Source organism: Variovorax sp. GW821-FHT09B01, assembly GCF_059418345.1.
Genome location: NZ_JBWKPQ010000003.1, coordinates 80,676 through 105,419 on the forward strand (window position 1 = coordinate 80,676; position 24,744 = coordinate 105,419).

Genomic DNA, 24,744 nt, shown 5'->3' on the forward strand with positions numbered 1-24,744 from the left:
GCCCGACCGCCCAGGCTCACCGTCGGCGGGCCACGATTTCCTTTCTCTCGCTCCCGCCGTCCCATGTTCTCGCCCACCGCGCAGCCGCTGTCCATTCCCTTCGACGAATGGAAGCCTCCCGAGCCGCTGCAGCTCGATGCCGTCGTGATCGGCTCGGGCTATGGCGGCAGCGTGGCCGCGCTGCGGCTCGCGCAGGCCGGGCGGCGCGTGGTGCTGCTCGAGCGCGGCTCGGAGTTCCTGCCGGGCGAATTCGCCAACGACGTGGGCCAGCTGCCCAAGTACCTGCGCTTCCAGGGCCCGCAAGGGCCGATGGGCAGCCCCTGCGGCCTGTTCGAATGGCGCGCCGGACCGGGCATGGTCTCGCTGGTGGCCAACGGCTTCGGCGGCGGCAGCCTGATCAATGCCGGCGTGCTGGTGCAGCCCGACGACGACGTCTTCGCCCAGCCCGCCTGGCCGGCTCAGATCCGCCATGCGCTCGACGACGACAAGCCCGGCCTGCGCCTGCCGTCGGCCTTCGCGCGCGCCAAGGAGCAGCTGCAGGGCACGCGCTTCTCGATCCGCAGCGCGAGCGGCGCCGAGGCCGAGCCGCTGCCCAAGTCGCAGGCCCTGGTGAAGCTCTGCGAGACGCTGCAGCGCGACAAGACGCTGCGCAAGCACGCGCCACGGGTGCACACGGCGGAACTGACCATCGATCCGGCACATTGCAGCCACTGCGGCGACTGCTTCACCGGCTGCAACACGCCCGGCGCCAAGCACACCCTGCCCACCACCTACCTGAAGCAGGCGGGCGAGCGGGGCGTGCAGTTCGTCAGCCGCTGCACGGTCTACGCGCTCGAGCCGCAGCGCAACACCGGCCGCTGGCGCTTCACCGCGGTGGAGACCGAACGCAGCCGCGACCTGCGCAACATGGGCGACCTGGTGGAGCAGCACGGCCGTACCTTCGAGGCCGCGCTGGTGGTGGTCGCGGCCGGCACCTTCGGCAGCACCGAGCTGCTGATGCGTTCGCAGAAGGTGCACGAGCACTTCACGCTGTCGCCCACGCTGGGCACGCGGGTGAGCGCGAACGGCGACAGCGTGAGCGTGATCGCCGACCTCGAGACGCCGGTGAACAACGTGGGCCGCGGCGCGATCCCCGAGGCCAAGGCCGGCCCGCCCGTGGGGCCGACGATCACCACGCTGCTCGACCTGCGCGGCAGCGGCGACGACCGGCCGCCGCTGCAGGACCGCGTGATGCTGCAGGACGGCGCGGTGCCCGGCCCGCTGTCGCGCCTGTACGAGGAGATGCTGGCCATCGCCTGGACCCTGCGCCACATCGGCGCGCGGGCACCGGCGCCGCGCGCGCATGGCAACGGCATCGATCCGCTGGCCGCCTCGCCCGAGCTCGCCGCCCACAGCCAGCTGCTGCTGGCGATGGGCCACGACAGCTCACAGGGGCGGGCGGTCTGGGTGCCCGAGATGGACGGCATCGCGCCCTACTGGCCGCGGCCGCAGGAGGCGCGCACCTACGCCGCGCAACAGCGCTTCTTCGACGCGGGCACGAAGCGCGATGGCGTGCACATGCACCTGCCGACCTGGCAGGCGCTGCCGCCGGGTGCCGCCACCTTGCTGTCGGGGCCGAAGCCCGACCCGTTCGCGATGACGGTGCATCCGCTCGGCGGCTGCCCGATGGGCGACAACCACGACTCGGGCGTGGTCGACCACCTGGGGCGGGTCTGGCGCGGCGACAACGAGCTTTGGCACGGCCTCCACGTGCTCGACGGCTCGATCGTTCCGACCTCGCTGGGCTGCAATCCGCTGTGGACCATCACCGCGCTGGCGGAACGCGCGATGGCGCACCTGGCACCCGGACTGCGGGTCGCGGGCCCGACCGCCACGCCGACGCCCGTGCCGCAGCGCGGCCTGCCGCGCTCCACCGCGGGCTGGTCGCGGCCCGGGCCGATGCGCGTCGAGGCCCGCGCGCGCGAGCGGCTGGAGTGCCGCGCGCTGCCGCTGCAGGGGCCGCTGCGCCGCATGCTGGGCACGCCGACGGCCGACTGCGACATGGTGGTCAGCATGCACACCTTCGACTGGCAGCAGCTGTGGAACGACGCGCGGCACCGCTTCACGGGCGTGCGCGGGCTGCTGCGCTTCGAACCCCTGGTCGAGGGCGCGGCCCTCGATGCCAGGCCCGCCAGCGAGCGCTTCGTCAACTACAAGATCCGCGGCGGCGCGGTCTCCATCCTCGCGGTGGAGCCTGGCGGTCCGCTCGCGACCCTGCGGCGCATCGCCAGCCTGCCGCGCACGGTGCTGACCTGGTTCACCTTGCGCGGCTACCTCGACTGGCGGCGCGGCGACACCGAGATCACGCTCGAGCGCAGCCGCAACATGTTCTGGGCCTGGTGGGCCGCCACCGAGATCCGGCACGTGGAATACGACCTCAAGCTGACGCTGCGCCCGGGCGGCATGCCCCGGCCCGATCCGGTCCGGCGCCTGCGGCTGCGCGGCACCAAGGAGGTTGTCTATGCCGCGAGCTGGGGGCAGCTCGTGGTGCATGGCGCGCAGCGGCTGTGGCAGTGGGGGTGGGCGGCCGACCGGCCGGGCAAGGTCACGCCGGCCGACCTGCGGCCCGACCTGTTCACCCAGCTCACCTGCCCGGTCATCACGCTCGATGCCGACGACCGACCCGCGCCTTGGTGGTCGCCGCGGCGCAACCGCGCTGCGAAAGCGCACTTCGCCTTCGACGTGGCGCGCGCGGTGCGCGACACGCCGATCGAGCTGCTCGGCGGCGCCGACGCCAGCTCGGCGATGGGCACGCTGGTGGCCTATCCAGCGCTGCTCGCGCGCTTCGCGCTGCAGACGCGCATGCTCGACTTCCGGCTGCCCGACTACAGCGACAGCCCGCTGGTCGACATCGCCAGCCCCGAGGACCTGAAGCTGCGCGGCGAGGCCTGCGGCAGCACGCAGGGCGACGTCCATCCGCAGGCGCATTCGCTGTGGGTGCGGCGCGGCCGCTCGTCGAGCGACGACGGCACCGAGGCAGTGGAGAACGTGCAGCTCCGGCTGTGGCGCTACCGGCGGCCGGCCGCCGACGGGCTGCCGGAATTCGTGGGCGGAACGTGGTGCGGCGTGCCCGTGCGGCGCGCGCGTTCGGTGCTGCTGACCCATGCCTTCGGCATGTCGGGCCACACCTTCACCTTCAAGGGCACGACGCAGAACTTCGCCGAGTATCTCTACAGCCTCGGCTGGGAGGTCTGGGTGCTCGACACCCGGCTGAGCCCGCGCTCGCGGGCCTCGCAGGAGCCGGGCACCGCGGACCAGGTCGCGATGATCGACATTCCGCAGGCGGTCGATTTCGTGCTCGACCTGCTGCGCAGCGAGCGCGACCGGGTCGTCGGACCCGAGGCCGGGCTGCCGCTGCAGATCCATGCCTTCGGCCAGTGCCTCGGCGCGGCGGCCTTCCAGATGGCGCTGCTGGCGGGGCGGCTGTCCTATCCCATCGAGAGCGCCGGCTACGTGTCGGCCACGGGCGTGCGCCCGCTGCTGCCGAAACTCGCGGGCCTGGTGAGCGCGCAGACGCACCTGTTCACGGTGGGCTCGCGCTCCTCGCAGGGCAAGACCTGGCTGCCGGCCTTCATCCGCAACCTGGCGGGCCGCACCACGGTGCCGCTGGCGGTGCGCGGGCCGGTCGAGTCGCTGGTCGAATCGCTGGTCGATCGCCTGTTCGCGGCGTTGCCGGTGCCGCCCGGCGAGCACTGCCCGGGCGAAGGCACGCTGGGCCGGCCGCACGACGACGACTGCGCGACCTGCAGGCGCGTGCGCTTCCTCGACGCCGAGCTGTTCAAGCACCGCAACCTCAACGCCAAGACCCACCGCGAACTGCCCAAGCTGTTCGGCAATGCCTCGGTGCGCGTGTTCGCCCATGCGGCGCGCTTCGTGGAGTACGAGCGGCTGGTCAGCGAGGACGGTTTCAACGTCTACGCCAACGACAGCGCGATCGCGCGCCACATGGCGCTGCCGGTGCGCTTCGTGCACGGCTGCGAGAACGAGCTGTTCGACAAGGAAGGGGCGCTGCGCTCGTCGCTGCAGTTCGCGCAGATCCATCCCGAATGGGTGCCGCTGTTCGGCAAGGCGGCCGACGGGCAGCCGCCGCACATGTGCGACCTGCTCGTGGGCTATGGCCACCTCGATCCGCTGATCGGCCAGGCGGCGATGGATCGCGTCGGCGGCGAGGCCAGTCCCTACGAGCGGCTGGCCGCCTTGCTGAACCAGGCCTGGGAGGCGCAGGCGCACGGCCCGGCCCTCTCTCCGTCGGAGAGCGATGAGGCGCTCCCGCCGGCGAGCCCACATCCGAACCACGAGGTGCGCTTTCCGCGCGCCGGCCCCTGGGTCGGGCCGATCGAGCCGATGGAGGTCGATCCGCAACTGGCCCTGTATTGCGCCATGCCGCCGGGCCCGGCGCGCAGCGTGCGCGTGGCCTTCGTGGTCGACGACACCGCCGCCGATGCGCTGCTGAGCCGCGGGCTGGCGGCCAGCGCCATCGTGCACCTGGCGCAGCGCGTCTACCGGGTGCCGCTGGAGATCGTCGACTTTCCCGCGCCGATGGTGGCGCGCGACGGCTTCCTGCTGCCGCCGTCGCGGCGCCCCTGGGTGCTCGGCAGCGCCCAGGGCCGCACCGACGGCAGCAGCGCGATCCGCGTGGCCTGCGGCAGCATTCCGCTACCCGAGGGCGGGGCGTGGGAGCGGGCGCGCATCGAGTGCGTCTCGCACGCACCCGCGCTCGATGCACGGACCGCCAGCCGGCCGCTGCAGCGATTGCCCGACGAGGTCGCGGAGGGGCCGCCGGTGGCGTTCTCGGCCGCCGCGGAGGCGGCGGAGCTGATGGCGCTGCAGGGCTCGATCCGCTTCGCGGCCGAAGCGGCGCTGCGCGAACGCGAGGTGGGTCGCGGGCCCTTTCCCGTCTCGCTGTCGCACCAGCGCCGCAATGCGCCGCTGGCGGAGCATCGCTGGATCCGCCTCAGGCAACGCATGCTGGCCGAGCGCGACGGCGCGCTCTGCATCGCCATCGGGAGCTGCAGCTACCCGGGCTTCTCCTTCGACAGCGAGCCGGCCTCGGCCTCGTTCGAGCGGCTGTTGAAGACGGTGCGCAGGCTGGGACCGGGCGGCCCCGAGATGCTGTTCATGCTGGGCGACCAGATCTATGCCGATGCGACCGGCGGCATCATCGATTCGACCAACCCGGTCGAGCGCTACACCGACCGCCACCAGCGGGCCTTCGCGCGGCCCGCGCTGCAGAAGCTGCTGGCGCGGGTGCCGTCGGTGTGCACGGTGGACGACCACGAGTTCACCGACAACTACCCGCTGGCCCGCTCGCTGTTCAAGCCGCATCTCTCGCGTTGCGGCTACAGCCAGTTGCGCGAGGAACATGCACTGCGGGCCGCGAAGAGCGCGCTGACCGCCTACCAGCTGATGCACGGCACCGAGAGCATGCGTCGCTTCGGTTTCGCGCGCTACGAGCGCGGCGGCGTGCGCTTCTTCGTGGCCGACACGCGGCGCTGGCGCAAGGCGGCGGAGCACAGCGAGCCGGGCAAGCCGGTCGCGGCGCGCACGGTGTCGGACGAAGCGCGCGCGGCCTTCCATGCCTGGGTGGAGGAGGGCCGTCACAGCGACGCCTTCCATTGCCTGCTCACGGGCAGCGTGTTGCTGCCCGGGCTGGTGCCGGGCTGCGATCCCGCGAACCCCGGCCCGCCCGACTCGATGCAGGCCGCGCCGGCCGAACGCGCCGACCTGCTGGGCCAACTGGCCGATGCGGTGCCGGGGCGCTTCGCCTGCATCTCGGGCGACTACCACCTGAGCTTCTCGGGCGCGGTCACGGTGGATGGCAAGCGCGTCGGCGCGGTGATGCTCGCGCCGGCCTTCTACGCGCCCTTGCCCTATGCCAACTGCTCGCCCGGCGATCTCTGGCTCGACGAGGCCCTGCCATTGCCGGGCGGCCGCACGTTGCGCCTCGAGGCGATCGATGGCGAACTGCCGCAGCGCGGATCGGGCTACGGCCTGCTGCGCTTCGAGCGGCACGCCGGGGGATGGACGACCGCGCTGTCGACCGACCTGCTGGTGCTCGAGGAGGGCACGACCCGGCAGCGCTTCGACTGGCCGAGCGTCGACCTCCGGTAGCGCCGCGCGGCGTTCTCCCCCAATTGGGGCATGCGCGCGGCGCGGCGATGAACTCCAATCCCCGCATGCCGTTCAGCAGGACTCGTGGGGCCCGCGTACGGCGCGTTGCAGTCTTCCAAAAAGAAAGCGCTCATGCCGGGACGGTTGGTTTCGATCGATGTGCCCTCGATCTACAAGGTGGCAGGCCAGTGGCTCGCGCTGCCGCGGCCCATGGCCTGGTGCACGCCCGACACGCGGCGTGCGCTCGCCGGCATCCGCAAGGAGGTCGAGCGCCGCGGCGGCCGCCTGCTGCTGTCCGACCTGTTCCATGACCGGACCGCCGAGTCCGGCCGGCCATCGTCCTTCGGTGCCTGCACGGGCGACGGCATGCACGAGGCCGGTCGCGCGTTCGACGTGGACCTCGGCGCGCTGCGCCTGCCGCTGGCCGAGTTCTGGGCGCTGGCGCGCGGCTTCGGCGTGGTGCCGATCCATCGCACGCCCGACCCGGCGCTCAGCGAGGCCTGGCATTTCGAATGCCGCGGCAGCCATCAGCGCGTGTACGACCAGCATGCGTCGAAGCCCGCGGGCCTGTTCAGGACGCCGTACCTCGCGATGGCCGCCAGCGCGACCCTCGCGGCCGGCCTGCCGCACGACCTGTTCATCCACAACGCCGACGAGGCGCGCCTGCAGAGCGGCCTGATCCGCCTGGGGCACGACATCGGCGGCATCGATGGCCTGATCGGCTTCCGCTCGATGCGGGCGCTGCGGGCCCTGGCGCTCGATGGCCTGTCGCTCGAGGCTCAGCTGAGCGGGGTCGAGTGGTGGTTGCGGGGGATGTACCCCGCGGAGTACGGCGACGCGGAGTCGATGGAGACGGCGCTTGCGGCCTGAGCTTCCGGGGTTACTTCTTGTCCGCAGCGACGGGTGCAGCAGCTTCGGCGATCTTCTTCTTGAGCCAGCCCGCGAGTTCGCGCTTGCCCTTGGCATTGGCGGCGCGCCAGGCCTCGCGCGCCAGCGCGACGAAGCGCTCCTCGGCCTCGTCGGGCACTTCCGAAGGGCGGTCTTCCCGGTCGAGCCAGCCGGCCTCGACCTCGCAGTGCCGCTCGATCTGCCGCGCGAGGTTGTCGCCGATCGGCCGCGCGCTCTTGATCTGGCTCCACATGCTCGGCGACACCTCGATCTTCCGGGCGAAGGCCTGGTCGAGCCCCTTGGCGGGCAGGCCGGCGGCCACGGACGCTTCGAGAAAGCGGCGATGCAGCGCGAGCACATTGCGGCGGCGTGCGACGGTGAGATTGGGCACTGTTCAAAAACAACAACAAGACAAAAAAAGATTGTCCCGGTTGTTGACGCCCTCGTAAAGACTATTTACAGTGCAAGGCAATCGCAGGCCCAGGCCGCGAGAGGCCCGATCCCTCCACCCTTTTTCAAAGCGCGACAGCTTCAACCAAGGTCCCATCGTGAACACCGCACGCCAACTCTCCAGCATTCGACCCGTCTCGGGCCGGGCGCTCGTGCGCGCGGGTTTCAGCAAAGGATTCGACCTGCCGTCGCCCGCCACGAACCTGGGTCGCTCGTACGCCATGCATTCGCCGAACCACGCGAAAGCGCGCGTTGATGCATTCGAGGATCGACTGCCACCGGGTGGAGGTTGCGCTTAGGCGCTTGCCCTCCTCAGCTCTCTCACCAGAGGCCCGGACACCGAAAGGTTCCGGGCCTTTTTGTTTTTCGTCGCCGCATCCCGATGCGGTTCGCGTTCGCGGCGATCGTGCCGTGGCGGTGGTGTCTCCGGATGCCGTCGATGTTCTTCCACAACTTGCCGCGAGGCGCAGCCGTCACTGGATCGGCGCGCAGCTTCGCCATTTCGGGTGTGCCTTCACCACACCGCCAGGATCAGCCGCGTGGACGGTCTGGCGGGATGTGCAGGAGCGTGGACCACTCCTGTGCAGCGATGTCGCACGGGGCCTCGAGCGAGAGCGCGAGGCCTGTCGCGTGAGGACACAACCGAAATGGAAAGCGCCTTTTCCTCGATCACGTTCCGCTAACTCAGCGGCCAGAGTGCCTCCCTGTCTAGGAGGAAGTCAGGGGTTCGACTCCCCTGCGGAACGCCAATGCTGTCACCACATCGCTCAACCCATACAACAAGGAGTCATCGCATGCGCAAGCGCAACAGCCCCATCCGCATGATCGCCGTGCATCCCGCGCCGGCGCGCAAGCCCTTCGTGTCCGCGCTGGCGCGGCGCCTGGGCTTCGGTCGCAAGACCGATGTCCTGCGCGAGTCGGGTTCGCTGCGCGAGCTGCGGCTCGATCAGCTCGACCTCGACCAGCGCGTGCGCGAAGTCGGTGAGTGGTAGCGGATCTTTCTTTCGTTTTTCCATGGTGCGCGTAGCTCAATGGCAGAGCCGCGGGTTGTGATCCCGCTGACGACGGTTCGATTCCGTTCGTGTACCCCAGACTTTTCGACCATCGTTCGACATCGCCGCGAAAGGAGGCGAGCCATGCATTCACACGTCCTGCAACTCGACATCCAGGGCACGCCGCAAGCCTGGGTCTCGCTGGAGCAGGCGGTGCTGCACTACGCCTGCGACGACGTGGCCTGGGAAGACGGCGACGCGCCGCTGGCCACCATGCGCGGCGGCTTCAACGTGGCGCGCGGCGTGCAGTCGCGCATCGAGGTGGCGCCGATCATCGCGCTGCGCGGTGCCTCGAAGATCAACCTCTTCGACGTCATTCCCGGCCTCACCAAGCGCAAGCTGCTGCGCCGCGATCGCCATACCTGCGCCTACTGCGCGGGCGTGTTCCCGGAACAGGTGCTGCAGTGCGAGCACGTGCTGCCGGCATCGCGCGGCGGTGCCTGGAGCTGGACCAATCTCGTGACAGCCTGTGCCGTGTGCAACGGCCGCAAGGCCGCGCGCACGCCCGAGGAGGCCGGCATGCCGCTCGTGTACCTGCCGTACGTGCCGAGCCGTTTCGAGAACTTCCTGCTCGAGGGCCGCAACATCCGCGCCGACGTGCACGAATGGCTGGCCAGGCGGTTGCCGAAGGGGTCGCGGCTGCAATGAACCGGCGCCAATGCAAAGGCCCGCTGTCCTCGCGGACAGCGGGCCTTTTTCATGCGCGCCGTTCAGCGGCCGAGTCCGAAATAACGGTAGGCGATCGCACCGGCTGCCGCGAGGCCGCCGACGATCGCGAAGAGGACCTTGGCGGTGCGCCCGTTGCTGCGCCTGGAGCGCTGCCAGTGCTCCGGCCCGATCAGGTCGATGGGCACGGTGGGTTTGCCGATGTCGGGAGCCTTTTCCATGGGGCGGAAATATAGCGTAGGCCCGAAAAGCCACCCGGGTGGCGGCTCATCGGAGGGGGGTCCGCCGGCTCGTGCGCGGACAAAAAAAATACCCGCCGAGGCGGGTGTGGCAACGAGCTTTCTGGCTTCGGTTTCTGGTCCCTGTGGTCATTGTTGTAGGGCGCTGTGTGACAGCAACAGCAAGATGCCATGCGGCACGGGAGCCGCCACTGCAGGGGCAGGATCGGCAATGCAGCTGTCATCCAAAAATGTGAAATAGTGCGGAAATGAACAAGGAAATCATCCTGAAGGCGCTGAAGGCCGCGCTGCAGAACTGGATCCGCAGTGCCTCGCCGGCGCAGCTGTGGCGGGTGCATCAGGTGGGTGGACTCGGAGCGGTCATCGAGGTCGACGGCGACGACCTGCGGGTGCGCATCGAGCTCGATGGCCCGCGCAGCATGTTGTCGGAGATCGGCATGACGGGCGGCCGGCTGCCCATCACCGAAGCCTTCCGCGGCGAGGACGGCGCCACGTGGGGCACGCCGCCGCCGCTGGGCAGCGGCGAGCGCGAGCGCTGGTTCCTCGCGAGCGAGGTCGCGCAGGCGCATGCGCGGCAGTACCTCGAGGCGGAGGTGGTCGACAGGCAGGCGTTGCTGGCGGCCTATGCCTCCGACTGGCTGGCGCGGCGGTCTGCGGGTTGAGGCCTTCGCGCGAATGCGCGTGCTGTGTGACGACGCCGAATCGCTGCGACGTGGTTCACGATCGTTCAGCACCTTGATTTGGGCCACGTGACTTATTCCTCCGTAAGGAGGTGTGCGCCCGCGAGAGTCAAACGTATTCTTCCGTGACAACTGCAAGTTTCTTTGTCGGTTGTTGTCACACAAGGGAGAAGTCATGAGAAGCGCAGATTTCAGCAGGATGTCGGGTGCGCGCCTGCTTTCCATCGCAGCCGCGGCTGCGGCAATGTCGGCCTGTGGGGGCGGCGGGGGAGGGGGCGGAGGCTTTCCGTTGCTGCCCATCGCGTCGGCACCCGCGCCGGCACCAGCGCCCGCACCGGACCCGCAGGCCGAGAGTTCCGCGCCTTGCTTCAACGAAGCCGATTTCCGCGAAGGCACGCTGCTCGAGTTCGAGGCGGTCGCGCCCGGCAAGGACCCCGCGGCCGATTCCTTCCGCCGGAAGAGCGTGACCGAAGGGCGCGAGGCCTTTGCCGGTGCCACGCCTGTGGCCTTCAACGTCGGCACGGAGGTCAGTGCCTCTCCAGCCTTCGAGCAGCGCATCGTCAAGAAGGAATACAAGGACCTGGTCGGCGGCAATCTCTTCCTCTATGGAAAGTCGACTTCGTACCACAGCAAGATCGATGACAAGTTCGCCGACGACATGAAGCTTCCCGCCATCGTGCCCCGGGAGTACACAGGCTACGCGTCGCAGGTGTTCGAGCCCCCGTTCTCGTTCCCGATCGACATGAAGCCCGGGCAGGTCGTGAGCAAGGAGTCTTCCGTGACCAAGACCGAGACTTCCAATGGCAGCGTGGTCTCGACGCGTACGCTGCCCGCGAAGGGCGAGCTCAGCTACAGCGGCCGAGAAAAGCTGGAGACGCCGCTGGGCACGTTCAGCACCTGCAAGTTCACGCTGAAGCTGACGCTGGGTTCGCTGGTCGGCCCATCGGCCACCAAGGAGTTCTGGCTGGCCGCCGAAGGACCTTATCGCGGCCAGTTGCTCAAGGGTGTCGATCCGAAGTCGCCGATGGTCGCGACCAAGATGACGTACTCGCCCAAGTAACGCCGGTGGATTGAGCATCGATCGTGGCAGGTCCGGCGGGCCTGCCACCCGCGCCAAGGCAAGCAGTACGGACGCACAAAGAAAAACGGCCGAAACCCAGAAGGATTTCGACCGTTTTCAGTGTTGGTGGTGGGCCCTGAGTGACTCGAACACTCGACCTACGGATTAAGAGTCCGCTGCTCTACCAACTGAGCTAAGAGCCCTTGCGTTGAAAACATATTCGTTTTCAGGCAAGTCTGCGAGTATAGCGTAGAAATTCAGGTTTCTCAAAATTTTTGAGTGGAACGTGTGTGGCGGATTAGCATTCGGCACCGACGAAGGGGTTCGCCCCCTCTCTTTCCCATTCAGGAGAACTTCCATGAGCGATGCAAACACCGCGCCGCATGTCGTGATCACGGGCGCCGCGGGCGCACTCGGACGCGCCGTTGCACAACACTTCCTCGCGCAGGGCGCGCGCGCCGCGCTGATCGACCACCACGCCGGGCGCCTGGCCGAGGTGTTCCCGGGCCTCGACAACTCGCAGCACCTGCTGCTGGCCGGCGACGTGACCTCGGCCTCGTCCATGGCCGGCCTGTCCGAGCAGATCCTCAAGGCCTTCGGTCGCGTCGACGCGCTGGTGCACATCGCCGGCGGCTTCGAGATGGGCGAGGCGACGCACGCGCTCACGCGCGAGAGCTGGGACCGGATGATGAACCTCAACGCATGGTCCTTCGTGGCCGTGACGCAGGCATTGCTGCCCTCGATGATCGAACGCCGCGCCGGCCGCATCGTCGCGGTGACCGCGAAGGTCGCGGCGCGCGGCCTGCCCGCCATGGCGTCGTACATCGCGTCGAAGAGCGCTCTGCAGCGGCTGGTGGAGGCGATGGCGGCCGAGGCGGCGCCGCATGGCGTCAACATCAACAGCGTGGCGCCCAGCGTGCTCGACACGCCGGCCAACCGGCAGGCGATGCCCGATGCGAACCCGGCCGAATGGGTGTCGACCGCGGTCGCCGCGCAGACCATCGGCTTTCTCGCGTCGCCCGGCGCGGCGGCGCTGCACGGCCAGCACCTGGCGCTCGACTGACGCACAGCGAGGCACAGCGCCCCAAGCAAAAGGGCCTTGGCGGATGCCAAGGCCCTTTTTTGTCGGTTGGTGGAGAGGATGAGGATCGAACTCACGACCTCCGCATTGCGAACGCGGCGCTCTCCCAGCTGAGCTACCCCCCCAACGCGACGCGAATTTTAGCCGGAACCCGTGATGGCGTGCTCGCCGCATGCCAAGATGCGCGCCTTTCAGGAACAGCACCGGCTCCCGGCACCACCATGGCCCCCACACGCGATCCCGCCTGGCTCGAAGGCATGTACAACAACCTCGCGCGGGTGAAGGAACACCCGGCGTACTTCGCGCGCTGGGCGCGCGAATCCGCCGCGGCGCGCGACACGCTGCCGAGCCGGATCGACCTGCGCTACGGCGAGGGCGTCAACGAGACGCTCGACGTGTTCCCGGCGCCGGTGCCCGACGCGCCCGTGCTGGTCTTCATCCACGGCGGCTACTGGCGCGCGATGGACAAGAAGGACCATTCCTTCATCGCGCCCGCCTTCAACGACCGCGGCATCTGCGTGGTGCAGCCGAACTACGCGCTGTGCCCGGGCACGCCCGAGCAACCCGTGACGGTGCCGGGCATCCTGCTGCAGATGGTTCGTGCGCTCGCCTGGACCTGGCGCAACGTGGCGGCGCATGGCGGCGATCCCGCGCGGATCACGGTGGCGGGGCATTCGGCCGGCGGCCACATGGCGGCGGCGCTGCTGGCCTGCGACTGGAAGGCCGTGGCGCCGGACCTGCCCGACCACCTCGTGCGCAATGCGCTGTCGATCTCGGGCCTGTACGACCTCGCACCGCTGCAGCGCACGCCCTTCCTCGAGCAGGTGCTGCGGCTGAGCGACGACGACGTGCGCCGCGCGAGCCCCGCGCACTGGCCGGCGCCGAGGCGTGGGCAGCTCTATGCGGTGGCGGGCGGCAACGAGAGCGAGGAATTCATCCGCCACAACGCGATGATCCGCGAGGCCTGGGGCCCGCACACCGTGCCGGTCTGCGAGGTGCTCGCGGGCCTCGATCACTTCGGCGTGGTCGATGCCCTGGCCGATTCCTCGCACCGATTGCACCGGCTCGCGGTGCAACTGCTCGAGGCTTGAAGACCTACATCAGCAGGTGTTCGCCTGCGTTGTCGCCGCCCAGCGTGACGTAGTTGACCTTGCGAATGTCCATCAGCGTGCGGCCGCCCGCGTAGCTGATCGAGCTCTGCACGTCCTGCTCCATCTCGACCAGCGTGTCGGCCAGCTTGCCCTTGATGGGCTCGAGGATGCGCTTGCCTTCGACGTGCTTGTACTCGCCCTTGTTGAAGTCGCTGGCCGAGCCGTAGTACTCCTTGAACAGCGCGCCGTCGACCTCGACCGTCTGGCCCGGCGATTCCTCGTGGCCCGCGAACAGCGAGCCGATCATCACCATCGAGGCGCCGAAGCGCACGCTCTTGGCGATGTCGCCGTGGTCGCGGATGCCGCCGTCGGCAATGATCGGCTTGGTCGCCACGCGCGAGCACCACTTGAGCGCGCTGAGCTGCCAGCCGCCGGTGCCGAAGCCGGTCTTGAGCTTGGTGATGCAGACCTTGCCCGGGCCGATGCCGACCTTGGTCGCGTCCGCGCCCCAGTTCTCGAGATCGATCACCGCCTCGGGCGTGCCGACGTTGCCGGCGATCACGAAGGTCGCGGGCAGCTTCTGCTTGAGGTAGCCGATCATGTTCTTCACGCTGTCGGCGTGGCCGTGCGCGATGTCGATCGTCACGTACTCTGGCACCAGGCCCTGCGCGACGAGCTGGTCGACCGTGTCGTAGTCGGCCTTCTTCACGCCCAGCGAGATCGAGGCGAACACGCCATGGCCCTGCATGCGCTTGACGAGCGCGACGTTGTCGAGGTCGAAGCGGTGCATGACGTAGAAGTAGCCGTTCTGCGCCAGCCACAGGCAGATGGACTCGTCCACCACCGTCTTCATGTTGGCGGGTACCACCGGCAGGCGGAAGCTGCGGCCGCCGAGCGTGACGCTGGTGTCGCACTCGGAGCGGCTCTCCACGCGGCACTTGCGCGGCAGCAGCAGGATGTTGTCGTAATCGAAGATTTGCATGAAACCAAGCTCCTGGAGGAAGTCGTTGAAAACGAGTGAGCGCTTGGTCTGGCCGGCTTCGGCGGCGTCGCTGCGAAAGCCCCTGCGGGGGCGGGCGACGCGCACAAAAAACCGGGCACAAAAACTTGGGCCCGGTGATTGATTCTACGCAGCCTCCCGTGGGGAGGTCTTCCGGAACTTCATATAACCCGCATACGCCGTGGTTTCTACAATCGACGGATGTTTGAAGAATTCGCGGCCGATGACCGCACCCCGCCGCCGGTCGACCTGCCGCTGCTGCACAACCTCAACGCCGAGCAGCTCGCAGCGGTCACGCTGCCGGCCGGCAACGCGCTGATCCTCGCGGGCGCCGGCTCGGGCAAGACCCGCGTGCTCACCACCCGCATCGCCTGGCTGCTGCAGACGCGCCAGGTGTCCGCCGGCGGCATCCTCGCCGTGACCTTCACCAACAAGGCCGCCAAGGAGATGATGACGCGGCTCACGGCGATGCTGCCGGTCAACGTGCGCGGCATGTGGATCGGCACCTTCCACGGCCTGTGCAACCGCTTCCTGCGCGCGCACTGGAAGCTGGCCAACCTGCCGTCGACCTTCCAGATCCTCGACACGCAGGACCAGCTCTCGGCCATCAAGCGGCTGATGAAGCAGTTCAACGTCGACGACGAGCGCTTTCCGGCCAAGCAGACGCAGTGGTTCATCGCCGGCGCCAAGGAAGATGGCCTGCGCCCCGACGCGGTCGAGATCCGCAGCGAGGACGACCGCAAGAAGGTCGAGCTCTACCGTCTCTACGAGGAGCAGTGCCAGCGCGAGGGCGTGGTCGACTTCGGCGAGCTGATGCTGCGCAGCTACGAACTGCTGCGCGACAACGAACCGGTGCGCGAGCACTATCAGCGACGCTTCCGCCACATCCTGATCGACGAGTTCCAGGACACCAATCGGCTGCAGTACGCCTGGATCAAGATGCTCTCGGGCAACACCGTCGCGGGCCAGTTCGTGCCGGGCGAGAACAGCGTCGTGGCCGTGGGCGACGACGACCAGAGCATCTATGCCTTCCGCGGCGCGCGCGTGGGCAACATGGCCGACTTCGTGCGCGAGTTCGACGTCACGCACCAGATCAAGCTCGAGCAGAACTACCGCAGCTACAGCAACATCCTCGACTCGGCCAACGAGCTCATCAGCCACAACAAGAAGCGCCTGGGCAAGAACCTGCGCACCGACCAGGGTCCCGGCGAGCCGGTGCGCGTCTACGAGTCCTCGAGCGACCTCGCCGAGGCGCAGTGGATGGTCGAGGAGATGCGCCAGCTGGTGCGCGACGGCATCGACCGCAAGGAGATGGCCGTGCTCTACCGCAGCAACGCGCAGAGCCGGGTGATCGAAACCGCGCTGTTCAATGCCTCGGTGCCGTACCGCGTGTACGGCGGCCTGCGCTTCTTCGAGCGCGCCGAAATCAAGCATGCGCTGGCCTACCTGCGCCTGCTCGAGAACAAGGACGACGACACCAGCTTCCTGCGCGTCGTCAACTTTCCGCCGCGCGGCATCGGCGCGCGCACGCTCGAGCAGCTGCAGGACGCCGCGCGCGCCGCGGGCCGTTCGCTGCACGACGCGGTGCACGCGGTCGGCGGCAAGGCCGGCTCCAACCTCACGGCCTTCGTCGCCAAGATCGACGTGCTGCGCGAACAGACGCAAGGCGCGAGCCTGCGCGAGATCATCGAGCTGGTGCTCGACCACAGCGGCCTGGTCGAGCACTACCGTGCCGACCGCGAAGGCGCCGACCGCATCGAGAATCTGGAGGAACTGGTGAATGCGGCCGAGAGCTTCGTCACGCAGGAAGGCTTCGGCCGCGACGCGGTGGCACTGCCGGTCGACGAGCTGCGCCAGTCGCCCGCGAGCCAGGGCATCGACCCGGGCCGCCCGCTGCTCGACGAGCCACTGGCACCCGACGCCGAGACCGGCGAAACGCTGAGCCCGCTCGCGGCCTTCCTCACGCACGCGGCGCTCGAGTCGGGCGACAACCAGGCCCAGGCCGGCCAGGACGCGGTGCAACTGATGACTGTCCACGCTGCCAAGGGCCTCGAGTTCGACTGCGTGTTCATCACCGGCATGGAGGAGGGCCTGTTCCCGCACGAGAACTCGATGAGCGACTACGAGAGCCTCGAGGAAGAGCGCCGCCTGATGTATGTCGCGATCACGCGCGCGCGCAAGCGGTTGTACCTGAGCCACTCGCAGACCCGCATGCTGCACGGCCAGACCCGCTACAACGTCAAGAGCCGCTTCTTCGACGAGCTGCCCGAAGGCGCGCTCAAGTGGCTCACGCCCAAGAACCAGGCCTTCGGCAACTCCGCCTTCGGCTATGGCAACGGCTACGGCAGCACGCGCGGTGCGGGTGGCGGTGGTGGCTATGGCGGCGGCAAGGCCTATGGCGGCGGTGCCGCCAAGGAAACCTTCGCGAGCCCGCCGGTGCCGCCGCAAAAGAGCGCGCCCTCGCATGGCCTGCGCTCGGGCATGCAGGTGTTCCACAACAAGTTCGGCGAAGGCACGGTGACCGCGCTCGAGGGCACCGGCGACGATGCGCGCGCGCAGGTCAAGTTCACGCGCCACGGCGTGAAGTGGCTGGCGCTGTCGGTCGCCAAGCTCACGCCGGTCTGAGCCGGGGCGCGGCCCGCGGGGCCGCCCGGCTCAGTTCGGGTCGAAGCTGTCGCGGAAGGTGAACCAGGTCGAGGCCAGCGACATCGCCGCCAGAACCAGCGCCGTGCCCACGATCAGCACGGTGCCGATCGCGGTGGCGCCCGAGCCCGCGCCCACGGCGCCGACGCCCACCAGCACGGTGGCGATCAGGCCGACCGCGATGCCGGCCAGCAGGAACACGCCGAACCAGGCGATCCCGAACAGCGCATAGGCGCCGAAGTTGCGGAACAGCGCCACGATGCTGAAGAAGATGCTCTTCACGGGCTCCACGCGGTGCCAGTGCACCAGCGCGGGCGCATGCCACATCGCGAGCGACAGCGGCAGGTTCAGGCACAGGTGGACCATGCGCGCGACCTGGAACTCGCTGCTGGCCAGCACCTCGGGCGACAGCGCCTCGTCGAGCAGGTAGGCGCGCGCGAGCTGGCCGCCGTCGACCAGCGCGGTGGCCAGCACCGCGAGCACGAAGTACACGGCCGAGATCAGGCCCAGCACCACCAGCGGACGCCATTCGGCGCGCAGCGCGGCGAAGACCTCGACGAACATCGCCGAGCCCGTGGGCCGGCGCGCGCCGGCCTGCCCGTTGCCGCCGGCCTGCTCGTCGGCGTAGGCCACCGAGGTGGCGACCATCAGCCCCAGCGTCATGAACGGCAGCAGCACCGGCGCCAGCACGCTGCCCAGCAGCGGCACCACCGACAAGGTCGAGATCAGCGCCATCAGCAGGAAGAACAGCGACACGAAGGCCAGCGGCTGTCGCCAGAAGGTCTTGAGTCCGAGGCGGACCCATTGGGCGCCGGTCTTGGCCGGCACGAGGTGGAGTTTCATGGGGTACGGGTCAGGCGGCCACGGGCTCGAGGGCGCGGGCCATGACGTGCGGGTGCCGCACGCGCTCGCGCAGCACGCGCTCGAAGTGCGTCGGATCGTGGGGCTTGAGCATGCTGGCCTCGCGCGGCAGGTGGAAGTCCCAGAGGCGGGAGATCCAGAAGCGCAGCGCCGCGGCGCGCAGCATGGCGGGCAGCAGGGCGCGCTCCGAGGCGTTGAGCGCGCGCACGCTCTCGTAGGCGGCGAGCAGCGCGTCGGCGCGCTCCTCGTCGTGGCGGCCGGTCGGCAGGTCGATGGCCCAGTCGTTCAGGCACACGGCCAGGTCGAACAGCCAGGTGTCGGTGCCGGCGAAGTAGAAGTCGAACACGCCGGTCAGGCGCGGCGCGGCGCCTTCTTCGTGGCCGGTCTCGAACATCGCATTGTCGCGGAACAGGTCGGCATGCACCGGCCCGCGCGGCAGGGCGGCATAGGCCGAGGACTCGGCCACGTGGTTCTGGTAGGCGAGCTCGCCGCGCAGCAGCGCCGACTGGGCCTCGTCGATGTGGGGCAGCACCACCGGCACGGTGTCGTTCCACCACGGCAGGCCGCGCAGGTTGGGCTGGATGCGCGGAAAGTCGCGACCCGCCAGGTGCATACGCGCCAGCAGCGCGCCGAGTTCGGCGCAGTGCGCGGCACCCGGCGCGAGCTCGCTGCGGCCCGCCAGCTTGCGCACCACCGCGGCCGGCTTGCCCGCCACCTTGAGCAGCAGCTCGCAGGGCGCGTTGGCCGGCACCGACAGCGGATGCGTGTTCTGGGCGTCGATCGCCTGCACGGCCGGGTCGGCCACCGGCTCGGGCACCGGCAGGCCGCGCGCGGCCAGGTGCTTCATCAGGCAAAGGTAGTAGGGGAGCTGCTCGGCGCTCAGGCGCTCGAACAGCGTGAGAACGTACTCGCCCGACTCGGTGGTGGCGAAGTAGTTGGTGTTCTCGATGCCGCCCTCGATGCCGCGCAGCTCGCGCAGGGGGCCCAGGCCGAGGCGCTGCACGAGCGCGTCGGCCTCGCCGAATTCGACTTCGGTAAAGACTGCCATGGAAAGCGCCCTCAGCGCGGTTGGGATGCGGCTGCCGCTGCGATGCGTCGCACGGTCAGAACTTCATGACGTTCCAGACCCGGGGCGAGGTGCCCGCGGGGCCGTCGGCCGCGTTGGGACGCGCGCCGGACGGATCGTTCGGCAGCACCTGGTAGCCGGGCATGTTGGCCTTGGGCGTCACGTTGATGCTCTGGGTGCGGCCGCCGTAGCGGACCTCGTCGACCGAGGCGCCGCTGTCCTCGGTGTGCAGGTGCTCGATCTTCTGGTTGCGCCGACCGTCGGCCTGCTGCTCCTGATTCTGTAGCGAGGGATCCGCTGCAGCCGGTGCCGCCGCAGGCGCGTTCTGCGCTTGCACGGCGGCAAAGGGGGTGGCGAGGGCCAGCGCCAGCAGGAGGCGGCGGGCAACCAGGAGTGTGGAGTCGGGCATGCACGGATTGTAGGCGGCGCGCCGTATCGGGGTTGTCGTCGCAGGGCCCGTGGCGGCGTGGTCCGCAAGGACATTCGGGCGGTCGTGGAGGCAGGCAAAATGCCCCGATGACCGACAAGAAAACGCTGCTGCTCGTCGATGGATCGAGCTACCTCTATCGCGCCTTCCACGCCATGCCCGACCTGCGGGCCGTGCCCGGCGATCCGAAGAGCCCGGCCACGGGCGCGATCCGGGGAATGATCAACATGATGACGGCGCTGCGGCGCGAGGTGCGCGCCGACTACGCGGCCTGCATCTTCGATGCCCCCGGCAAGACCTTCCGCGACGACTGGTATCCCGAGTACAAGGCCAACCGCTCGCCGATGCCCGACGACCTGCGCAGCCAGATCGACCCCATCCACGAGGTGGTCAAGCTGCTGGGCTGGCCGGTGCTCAGCGTGCCCGACGTGGAGGCCGACGACGTGATCGGCACCCTCGCCAAGGTGGCGGCCGCGCAGGGCATCGAGGTGATCGTCTCCAGCGGCGACAAGGACCTGAGCCAGCTGGTCGACGAGCACATCACCATCATCGACACGATGAACGGCAAGAAGCGCGACGTGGCCGGCGTCACGGCCGAATTCGGCGTGCCGCCGAACCTCATGGTGGACTACCAGACGCTGGTGGGCGACTCGGTCGATAACGTGCCCGGCGTCGAGAAGGTCGGCCCGAAGACTGCTGCCAAGTGGCTGCTCGAATACGGCTCGCTCGACGCCCTGGTCGAGCGCGCGGCCGAGGTCAAGGGCGCGGCCGGCGAGAACCTGCGCAAGGCGCTCGACAAGCTGCCGCTGAGCCGCAGGCTCGTGACGATCCGCACCGACTGCGACCTGGCCGGCCACGTCGATGGCCTGCCCTCGCTCGAAGGCCTGCCCGTGGGCGCGCCGCAGACCGGCGAGCTCAAGCCCTTCTACGAGAAGTTCGGCTTCAAGAGCCTGGTGAAGTCGCTCGAGGCGCAGGAAGTGCCGCCCGAGCTGATCGAGGAGAACATCAAGAAGAAGGCCTCGAAGGCGGCCAAGGCCAACGACGACCAGAGCGGCCTGTTCGACGAGCCGTCGGAGGAGGGCGCCGCCATGGAGGCCGCCGCGCCCGCGAGCAACCTGCAATACGACACCATCTTCACCTGGGAGCAGTTCGACAGCTGGCTCGCGCGCCTCGAGGCCGCCGAGCTCGCGGCCATCGATACCGAGACCACCTCGCTCGACGAGATGGTGGCGCAGATCGTCGGCATCAGCTTCAGCGTGAAGCCCGGCGAGGCGGCCTACATCCCGCTCACGCACAACTACCCCGACGCACCCGCGCAATTGCCGATCGACGAGGTGCTCGCGAAGCTCAAGCCCTGGCTCGAGAACGGCGCGAAGAAGAAGCTCGGCCAGCACATCAAGTACGACCGCCACGTCTTCGCCAACCACGGCATCGAGGTGCAGGGCTACGCGCACGACACCATGCTGCAGAGCTACGTGCTCGAGGTGCACCGGCCGCACGGCCTGGCCAGCCTGGCCGAGCGCCACCTGGGCCGCAGCGGCATTTCGTACGAGGACCTCTGCGGCAAGGGCGTGCACCAGATTTCGTTCAGCCAGGTCGACATCGCCAAGGCGGCAGAGTATTCGTGCGAGGACAGCGACCAGACGCTCGACGTGCACGCCACGCTGTGGCCGCAGCTCGAAACGAACGAGAAGCTGCGCTTCATCTACCAGCTCGAGATGGATTCGAGCGAGGCGCTCTACCGCATCGAGCGCAACGGCGTGCTGATCGACAGCGCCACGCTGGCCGCGCAGAGCCACGAACTCGGCACGCGCATCATGGCGCTCGAGCAGGAGGCCTACGACATCGCGGGCCAGCCCTTCAACCTCGGTTCGCCCAAGCAGATCGGCGAGATCTTCTTCACCAAGCTCGGCCTGCCGGTGGTCAAGAAGACGCCGAGCGGCGCGCCGAGCACCGACGAGGAAGTGCTCGAGAAGCTGGCCGAGGACTATCCGCTGCCCGCCAAGATCCTCGAGCACCGCGGCCTGTCGAAGCTCAAGGGCACCTACACCGACAAGCTCGGCCAGCTCGCCAATCCGCGCACCGGCCGCGTGCACACGCACTACGCGCAGGCCGTGGCCGTCACCGGGCGCCTGTCGAGCAACGACCCCAATCTGCAGAACATCCCGATCCGCACGCCCGAAGGCCGGCGCGTGCGCGAGGCCTTCGTGGCGCCCGCGGGTAGAGTGATCGCGAGCGCCGACTACTCGCAGATCGAGCTGCGCATCATGGCCCACATCAGCGGCGACGCATCGCTACTGCGCGCCTTCACCGAAGGCATCGACGTGCACCGCGCCACCGCGGCCGAGGTCTTCGGCTCCACGCCCGACCAGGTGTCGAGCGAGCAGCGCCGCTATGCCAAGGTCATCAACTTCGGCCTGATCTACGGCATGAGCAGCTTCGGCCTGGCGAAGAACCTCGGCATCGAGACCAAGGCCGCGGCCTCCTACATCGAGCGCTACTTCGCGCGCTATCCGGGCGTGAAGGCCTACATGGACGAGACCAAGGCCTCGGCCAAGGAGCAGGGCTACGTCGAGACCGTGTTCGGCCGGCGCCTGTACCTGCCCGAGATCAACTCGCCCAACGGCCCGCGCCGCGGCGGCGCCGAGCGCGCGGCCATCAACGCGCCGATGCAGGGCACGGCGGCCGACCTGATCAAGCTCAGCATGGTCAAGGTGCAGGACGTGCTCGATGCCGAGAAGCGCGGCACGAAGATGATCATGCAGGTGCACGACGAACTGGTGTTCGAGGTGCCCGAGGCCGAGGTCGAATGGGTGCGCACCGAGATTCCGCGCATCATGGCCAGCGTGGCCGATCTCAAGGTGCCGCTGCTGGCCGAGATCGGCGTGGGACCGAACTGGGACAAGGCGCATTGAGCCTGGCGCGGGCCCTCGTCGCGGCGGCCGTTCTCATCGGGTGCATCGCGTCGCCCGCGGCCGCGCAGCCCGTGCCGTCCAAGGTGCCGCCCACCGGCGTGCGCATCTGCCTGGGCTTGACGAAGGAGGGCTGGCCCACGCCCCAGGCCTGCACCGATGCGGGGCCGCTGGCCCTGGTTCCCAAGCAGGACGGCCGGCAGGGCGCGGGTCCGCTGGCCTACGAGGCCGTGCCGGGCCAGCCGAGAACAGCCTGCGTGCGCGACCGCGTGTCGGGCCTGGTCTGGGAGGGCAAGCGCGACAACGGCCGGCCCGCCGATGCCGTGGCCTACGTGGCGCAGGTCAATGCGAGCCGGCTGTGCGGCTACGCCGACTGGCGCCTGCCCACCGTGGCCGAGCTGCATGGCCTGGTCGACCTGGGCAAGGAACGCGTGCCCGAAGTGCGCCCCGACCGGCCGCTGGCCGAGCAGTCGGTCATCGATGCGCGCTGGTTTCCGAACACCGTGCCGGCCCTCTACCTGACGTCCGACATGCGCGATCCCACGAGCCCGTGGTGCGTGAACTTCGCGAACGGCTTCGTCTACGACTGCGATCCCGACATGTCGCGCGAGCCGCCGCTCTTCGTGCGCCTGGTGCGCGGCCCCGAGGCGCCGAAGGCCGGGCGCTGGCGCGAACTGCCCGACGAGCGCGGTGTGCCCGGCGGTGCGGTCGAGGATCGCCACACCGGCCTGGTGTGGCGCCGCTGCGAGGAGCCGCAGACCTGGAACGGCAAGCGCTGCACCTGGAGCGCGAAGCGCTACGACTACGTGCAGGCCCTGCAGCGCGCCAGCGAGCAGGCCGGCTGGCGCCTGCCCACCATCAAGGAAGTCAACAGCCTCGCGCGGCGAGAGACCGATCGCTTCGAGATGCCGCCGTCGGACTTTCCAGCGCAGGGCAAGGAGGCGTCGCGCGCGGGCCAGTGGTCTTCCACCGTCTGCAACTCCAGCCCGGAGACATCGACGGCCCGCGCATCGATCAGTGCCTGGGTGCTGAGCCGCGAGGGCGCCATCTACTGCGAGGCACGCATCATGCATCTCGGCGTCCGGCTCGTGCGCGAATGAGAGGGTCGCATCGCGACGGCGCCCGTGCTTGAATCCGCCATTCGAACGCCATCATCGTCAGGAGACCAGAACATGCACTTCCACCCCTCCCGCTTCTTCGCGCGCGCACTGCTGCCGATGCTGTTGGCCGGTGCCGCCGCCACGGCCGCCGCAGCGCCCGACGCGCGCATCGCCGAACTGGCCGCCGCGCAGAAGCAGCCGCTGCTCGATTCGCTCTCGCAACTGGTGGCCATCGAGTCCGGCAGCCGCGACCTCGAGGGCCTGGAAAAGATCTCCGACCTGATCGCGTCGAAGCTCAAGGCGCTCGGCGGCGAGGTCGAGCTGATCGACCCGAGCGCCGAGGCCTACCGCATGGAGGACACGCCCGAGAAGATCGGCCGCGTGGTGCGCGCCACCTTCAAGGGCACGGGCACGAAGAAGATCATGCTGATCGCCCACATGGACACGGTCTACACCATCGGCATGCTCAACAGGCAGCCGTTCCGCGTCGAGGGCGACAAGGCCTACGGCCTGGGCATCGCCGACGACAAGCAGGGCGTGGCCGTCATCCTCCATGCGGTGGCGATGCTGCAGGCGCTCAAGTTCAAGGAGTACGGCACGCTCACGGTGCTGATCAACGGCGACGAGGAGATCAGCTCGCCCGGCTCGCGCGCGCTGCTCACGCGCCTGGGCGGCGAGCACGACGCGGTGCTGTCCTTCGAGGGCGCCTCGGTCAAGGACGACAAGCTCTCGCTGGCCACCGCCGGCATCGCCTCGGTCACGCTCAACGTGAGCGGGAAGGCCTCGCACGCCGGTTCGGCGCCCGAACTCGGCGTGAACGCGCTCTACGAGCTGTCGCACCAGATCCTGCAGATGCGCGACCTGTCCGATCCGGCCACCGGCCTCAAGATGAACTGGACCATCTCGAAGTCGGGCAGCAACCGCAACGTGATCCCGGCCTCGGCCACCGCGGGCGCCGACGTGCGCGTGCTCAAGGTCGCCGACTACGACCGCATCGAGCAGCAGGTCAACGAGCGCGTGAAGAAGCAACTGATCCCGGAGGCCAAGGTCGAGCTCAAGTTCGAGCGCCGCCGTCCGCCGCTCGAGGCCACCGATGCCTCGCGCGCGCTCGCCCAGCATGCGCAGGCAATCTACAAGGACGAACTGGGCCGCCCGCTGGGCGCCGACGACAAGGCCGCCGGCGGCGGCACCGACGCGGCCTTCGCCTCGCTCAAGACCAAGGCGCCGGTGATCGAGCGCTTCGGCCTGCAGGGCTTCGGCGCGCACTCGGCCGATGCCGAGTACGTGCTGATCGATTCCATCGAGCCGCGGCTGTACCTGGCCACGCGCATGGTGATGGACATCGCGCGCGGCAAGACCAACGTGCGCTGACGCTGCC

General features: G+C 69.1%; 19 protein-coding genes and 4 tRNA genes. 14 read left to right on the forward strand and 9 right to left on the reverse strand.

Translation table 11 applies throughout. The features are described 5' to 3' along the window. Positions 1-63 precede the first annotated feature (63 nt). Entirely contained in the window at positions 64-6,150 is a 6,087-nt protein-coding gene (locus AC07RV_RS11810; RefSeq protein WP_296781605.1) for an alkaline phosphatase D family protein, read from the forward strand. A 132-nt stretch (positions 6,151-6,282) separates the two neighbouring features. Next, positions 6,283-7,020 carry a hypothetical protein gene (locus AC07RV_RS11815; protein ID WP_296781606.1) on the forward strand — a complete coding sequence of 246 codons (738 nt, stop codon included), beginning with the start codon at positions 6,283-6,285 and terminating at the stop codon, positions 7,018-7,020. A gap of 10 nt (positions 7,021-7,030) precedes the next feature. On the opposite strand, the gene AC07RV_RS11820 is transcribed toward AC07RV_RS11815, so the two are convergent. Together AC07RV_RS11820 and AC07RV_RS11825 are read right to left on the reverse strand one after the other, a co-directional pair. Then, on the reverse strand, positions 7,031-7,429 hold the full coding sequence (locus AC07RV_RS11820) for a hypothetical protein (protein ID WP_093349002.1): 399 nt from the start codon (positions 7,427-7,429) through the stop codon (positions 7,031-7,033). Between the two features lie 380 nt (positions 7,430-7,809). Then, positions 7,810-7,989, reverse strand: coding sequence for a hypothetical protein (locus AC07RV_RS11825; RefSeq protein ID WP_296781607.1), 180 nt, complete (start codon positions 7,987-7,989; stop codon positions 7,810-7,812). A 172-nt stretch (positions 7,990-8,161) separates the two neighbouring features. On the opposite strand from AC07RV_RS11825, the gene AC07RV_RS11830 reads away from it, so the two are divergent. From AC07RV_RS11830 to AC07RV_RS11845, 4 genes are all read left to right on the forward strand, one after another. Beyond that, positions 8,162-8,237 (forward strand) — tRNA-Asp (locus AC07RV_RS11830). Positions 8,238-8,282: 45 nt separating this feature from the next. Further along, positions 8,283-8,480 carry a hypothetical protein gene (locus AC07RV_RS11835; protein ID WP_057590604.1) on the forward strand — a complete coding sequence of 66 codons (198 nt, stop codon included), beginning with the start codon at positions 8,283-8,285 and terminating at the stop codon, positions 8,478-8,480. Between the two features lie 25 nt (positions 8,481-8,505). Beyond that, positions 8,506-8,579: transfer RNA gene (locus AC07RV_RS11840), tRNA-His, on the forward strand. 45 nt (positions 8,580-8,624) lie between these two features. Further along, entirely contained in the window at positions 8,625-9,188 is a 564-nt protein-coding gene (locus tag AC07RV_RS11845; RefSeq protein WP_296781608.1) for an HNH endonuclease, read from the forward strand. Positions 9,189-9,250: 62 nt separating this feature from the next. On the opposite strand, the gene AC07RV_RS11850 is transcribed toward AC07RV_RS11845, so the two are convergent. Beyond that, complete coding sequence (locus AC07RV_RS11850; RefSeq protein WP_296781609.1) at positions 9,251-9,427, reverse strand: hypothetical protein; 177 nt, start codon at positions 9,425-9,427, stop codon at positions 9,251-9,253. Between the two features lie 266 nt (positions 9,428-9,693). Between AC07RV_RS11850 and AC07RV_RS11855 the strand changes: the two genes are divergently transcribed. Continuing rightward, positions 9,694-10,107: a hypothetical protein gene (locus tag AC07RV_RS11855; RefSeq protein ID WP_296781610.1), complete on the forward strand. Its 414-nt coding sequence runs from the start codon at positions 9,694-9,696 to the stop codon at positions 10,105-10,107. Positions 10,108-10,324: 217 nt separating this feature from the next. Continuing rightward, on the forward strand, positions 10,325-11,185 hold the full coding sequence (locus AC07RV_RS11860) for a DUF3108 domain-containing protein (protein WP_444814324.1): 861 nt from the start codon (positions 10,325-10,327) through the stop codon (positions 11,183-11,185). A 127-nt stretch (positions 11,186-11,312) separates the two neighbouring features. Here the strand turns inward: AC07RV_RS11860 and AC07RV_RS11865 are convergent. Next, positions 11,313-11,388 (reverse strand) — tRNA-Lys (locus tag AC07RV_RS11865). Positions 11,389-11,543: 155 nt separating this feature from the next. Here AC07RV_RS11865 and AC07RV_RS11870 point away from each other — a divergent pair. Further along, on the forward strand, positions 11,544-12,248 hold the full coding sequence (locus AC07RV_RS11870) for an SDR family oxidoreductase (RefSeq protein ID WP_208508841.1): 705 nt from the start codon (positions 11,544-11,546) through the stop codon (positions 12,246-12,248). A 67-nt stretch (positions 12,249-12,315) separates the two neighbouring features. On the opposite strand, the gene AC07RV_RS11875 is transcribed toward AC07RV_RS11870, so the two are convergent. Next, positions 12,316-12,391 (reverse strand) — tRNA-Ala (locus AC07RV_RS11875). Between the two features lie 96 nt (positions 12,392-12,487). On the opposite strand from AC07RV_RS11875, the gene AC07RV_RS11880 reads away from it, so the two are divergent. Further along, the gene (locus tag AC07RV_RS11880; protein ID WP_296781612.1) at positions 12,488-13,357 is read left to right on the forward strand and encodes an alpha/beta hydrolase; all 870 of its coding nucleotides are present in this window, start codon (positions 12,488-12,490) and stop codon (positions 13,355-13,357) included. A gap of 4 nt (positions 13,358-13,361) precedes the next feature. Here AC07RV_RS11880 and AC07RV_RS11885 read toward each other — a convergent pair whose 3' ends face one another. Next, positions 13,362-14,339: a GMP reductase gene (locus AC07RV_RS11885; RefSeq protein ID WP_093349288.1), complete on the reverse strand. Its 978-nt coding sequence runs from the start codon at positions 14,337-14,339 to the stop codon at positions 13,362-13,364. Between the two features lie 219 nt (positions 14,340-14,558). On the opposite strand from AC07RV_RS11885, the gene AC07RV_RS11890 reads away from it, so the two are divergent. After that, a complete protein-coding gene (locus tag AC07RV_RS11890; protein ID WP_296781613.1) occupies positions 14,559-16,982 on the forward strand; it encodes a UvrD-helicase domain-containing protein in 2,424 nt (807 codons plus the stop codon). 30 nt (positions 16,983-17,012) lie between these two features. Here AC07RV_RS11890 and AC07RV_RS11895 read toward each other — a convergent pair whose 3' ends face one another. From AC07RV_RS11895 to AC07RV_RS11905, 3 genes are read right to left on the reverse strand one after another with little or no spacing between them, the layout of a single operon-like run. After that, positions 17,013-17,843: a BPSS1780 family membrane protein gene (locus AC07RV_RS11895; protein WP_093349021.1), complete on the reverse strand. Its 831-nt coding sequence runs from the start codon at positions 17,841-17,843 to the stop codon at positions 17,013-17,015. Between the two features lie 10 nt (positions 17,844-17,853). After that, positions 17,854-18,909, reverse strand: coding sequence for a homoserine kinase (locus tag AC07RV_RS11900; protein WP_296781614.1), 1,056 nt, complete (start codon positions 18,907-18,909; stop codon positions 17,854-17,856). Between the two features lie 55 nt (positions 18,910-18,964). Then, positions 18,965-19,336 carry a hypothetical protein gene (locus AC07RV_RS11905; RefSeq protein ID WP_093349026.1) on the reverse strand — a complete coding sequence of 124 codons (372 nt, stop codon included), beginning with the start codon at positions 19,334-19,336 and terminating at the stop codon, positions 18,965-18,967. A gap of 107 nt (positions 19,337-19,443) precedes the next feature. On the opposite strand from AC07RV_RS11905, the gene polA reads away from it, so the two are divergent. From polA to AC07RV_RS11920, 3 genes are all read left to right on the forward strand, one after another. Beyond that, a complete protein-coding gene (polA, locus tag AC07RV_RS11910; protein ID WP_296781615.1) occupies positions 19,444-22,269 on the forward strand; it encodes a DNA polymerase I in 2,826 nt (941 codons plus the stop codon). After that, positions 22,266-23,366, forward strand: a complete 1,101-nt coding sequence (locus tag AC07RV_RS11915; RefSeq protein ID WP_296781616.1) for an Lcl C-terminal domain-containing protein — start codon at positions 22,266-22,268, stop codon at positions 23,364-23,366. Before polA ends, AC07RV_RS11915 begins: the two co-directional genes overlap by 4 nt. Positions 23,367-23,438: 72 nt before the next feature. Continuing rightward, complete coding sequence (locus AC07RV_RS11920) at positions 23,439-24,737, forward strand: M20/M25/M40 family metallo-hydrolase (protein ID WP_296781617.1); 1,299 nt, start codon at positions 23,439-23,441, stop codon at positions 24,735-24,737. Positions 24,738-24,744: the final 7 nt, after the last annotated feature.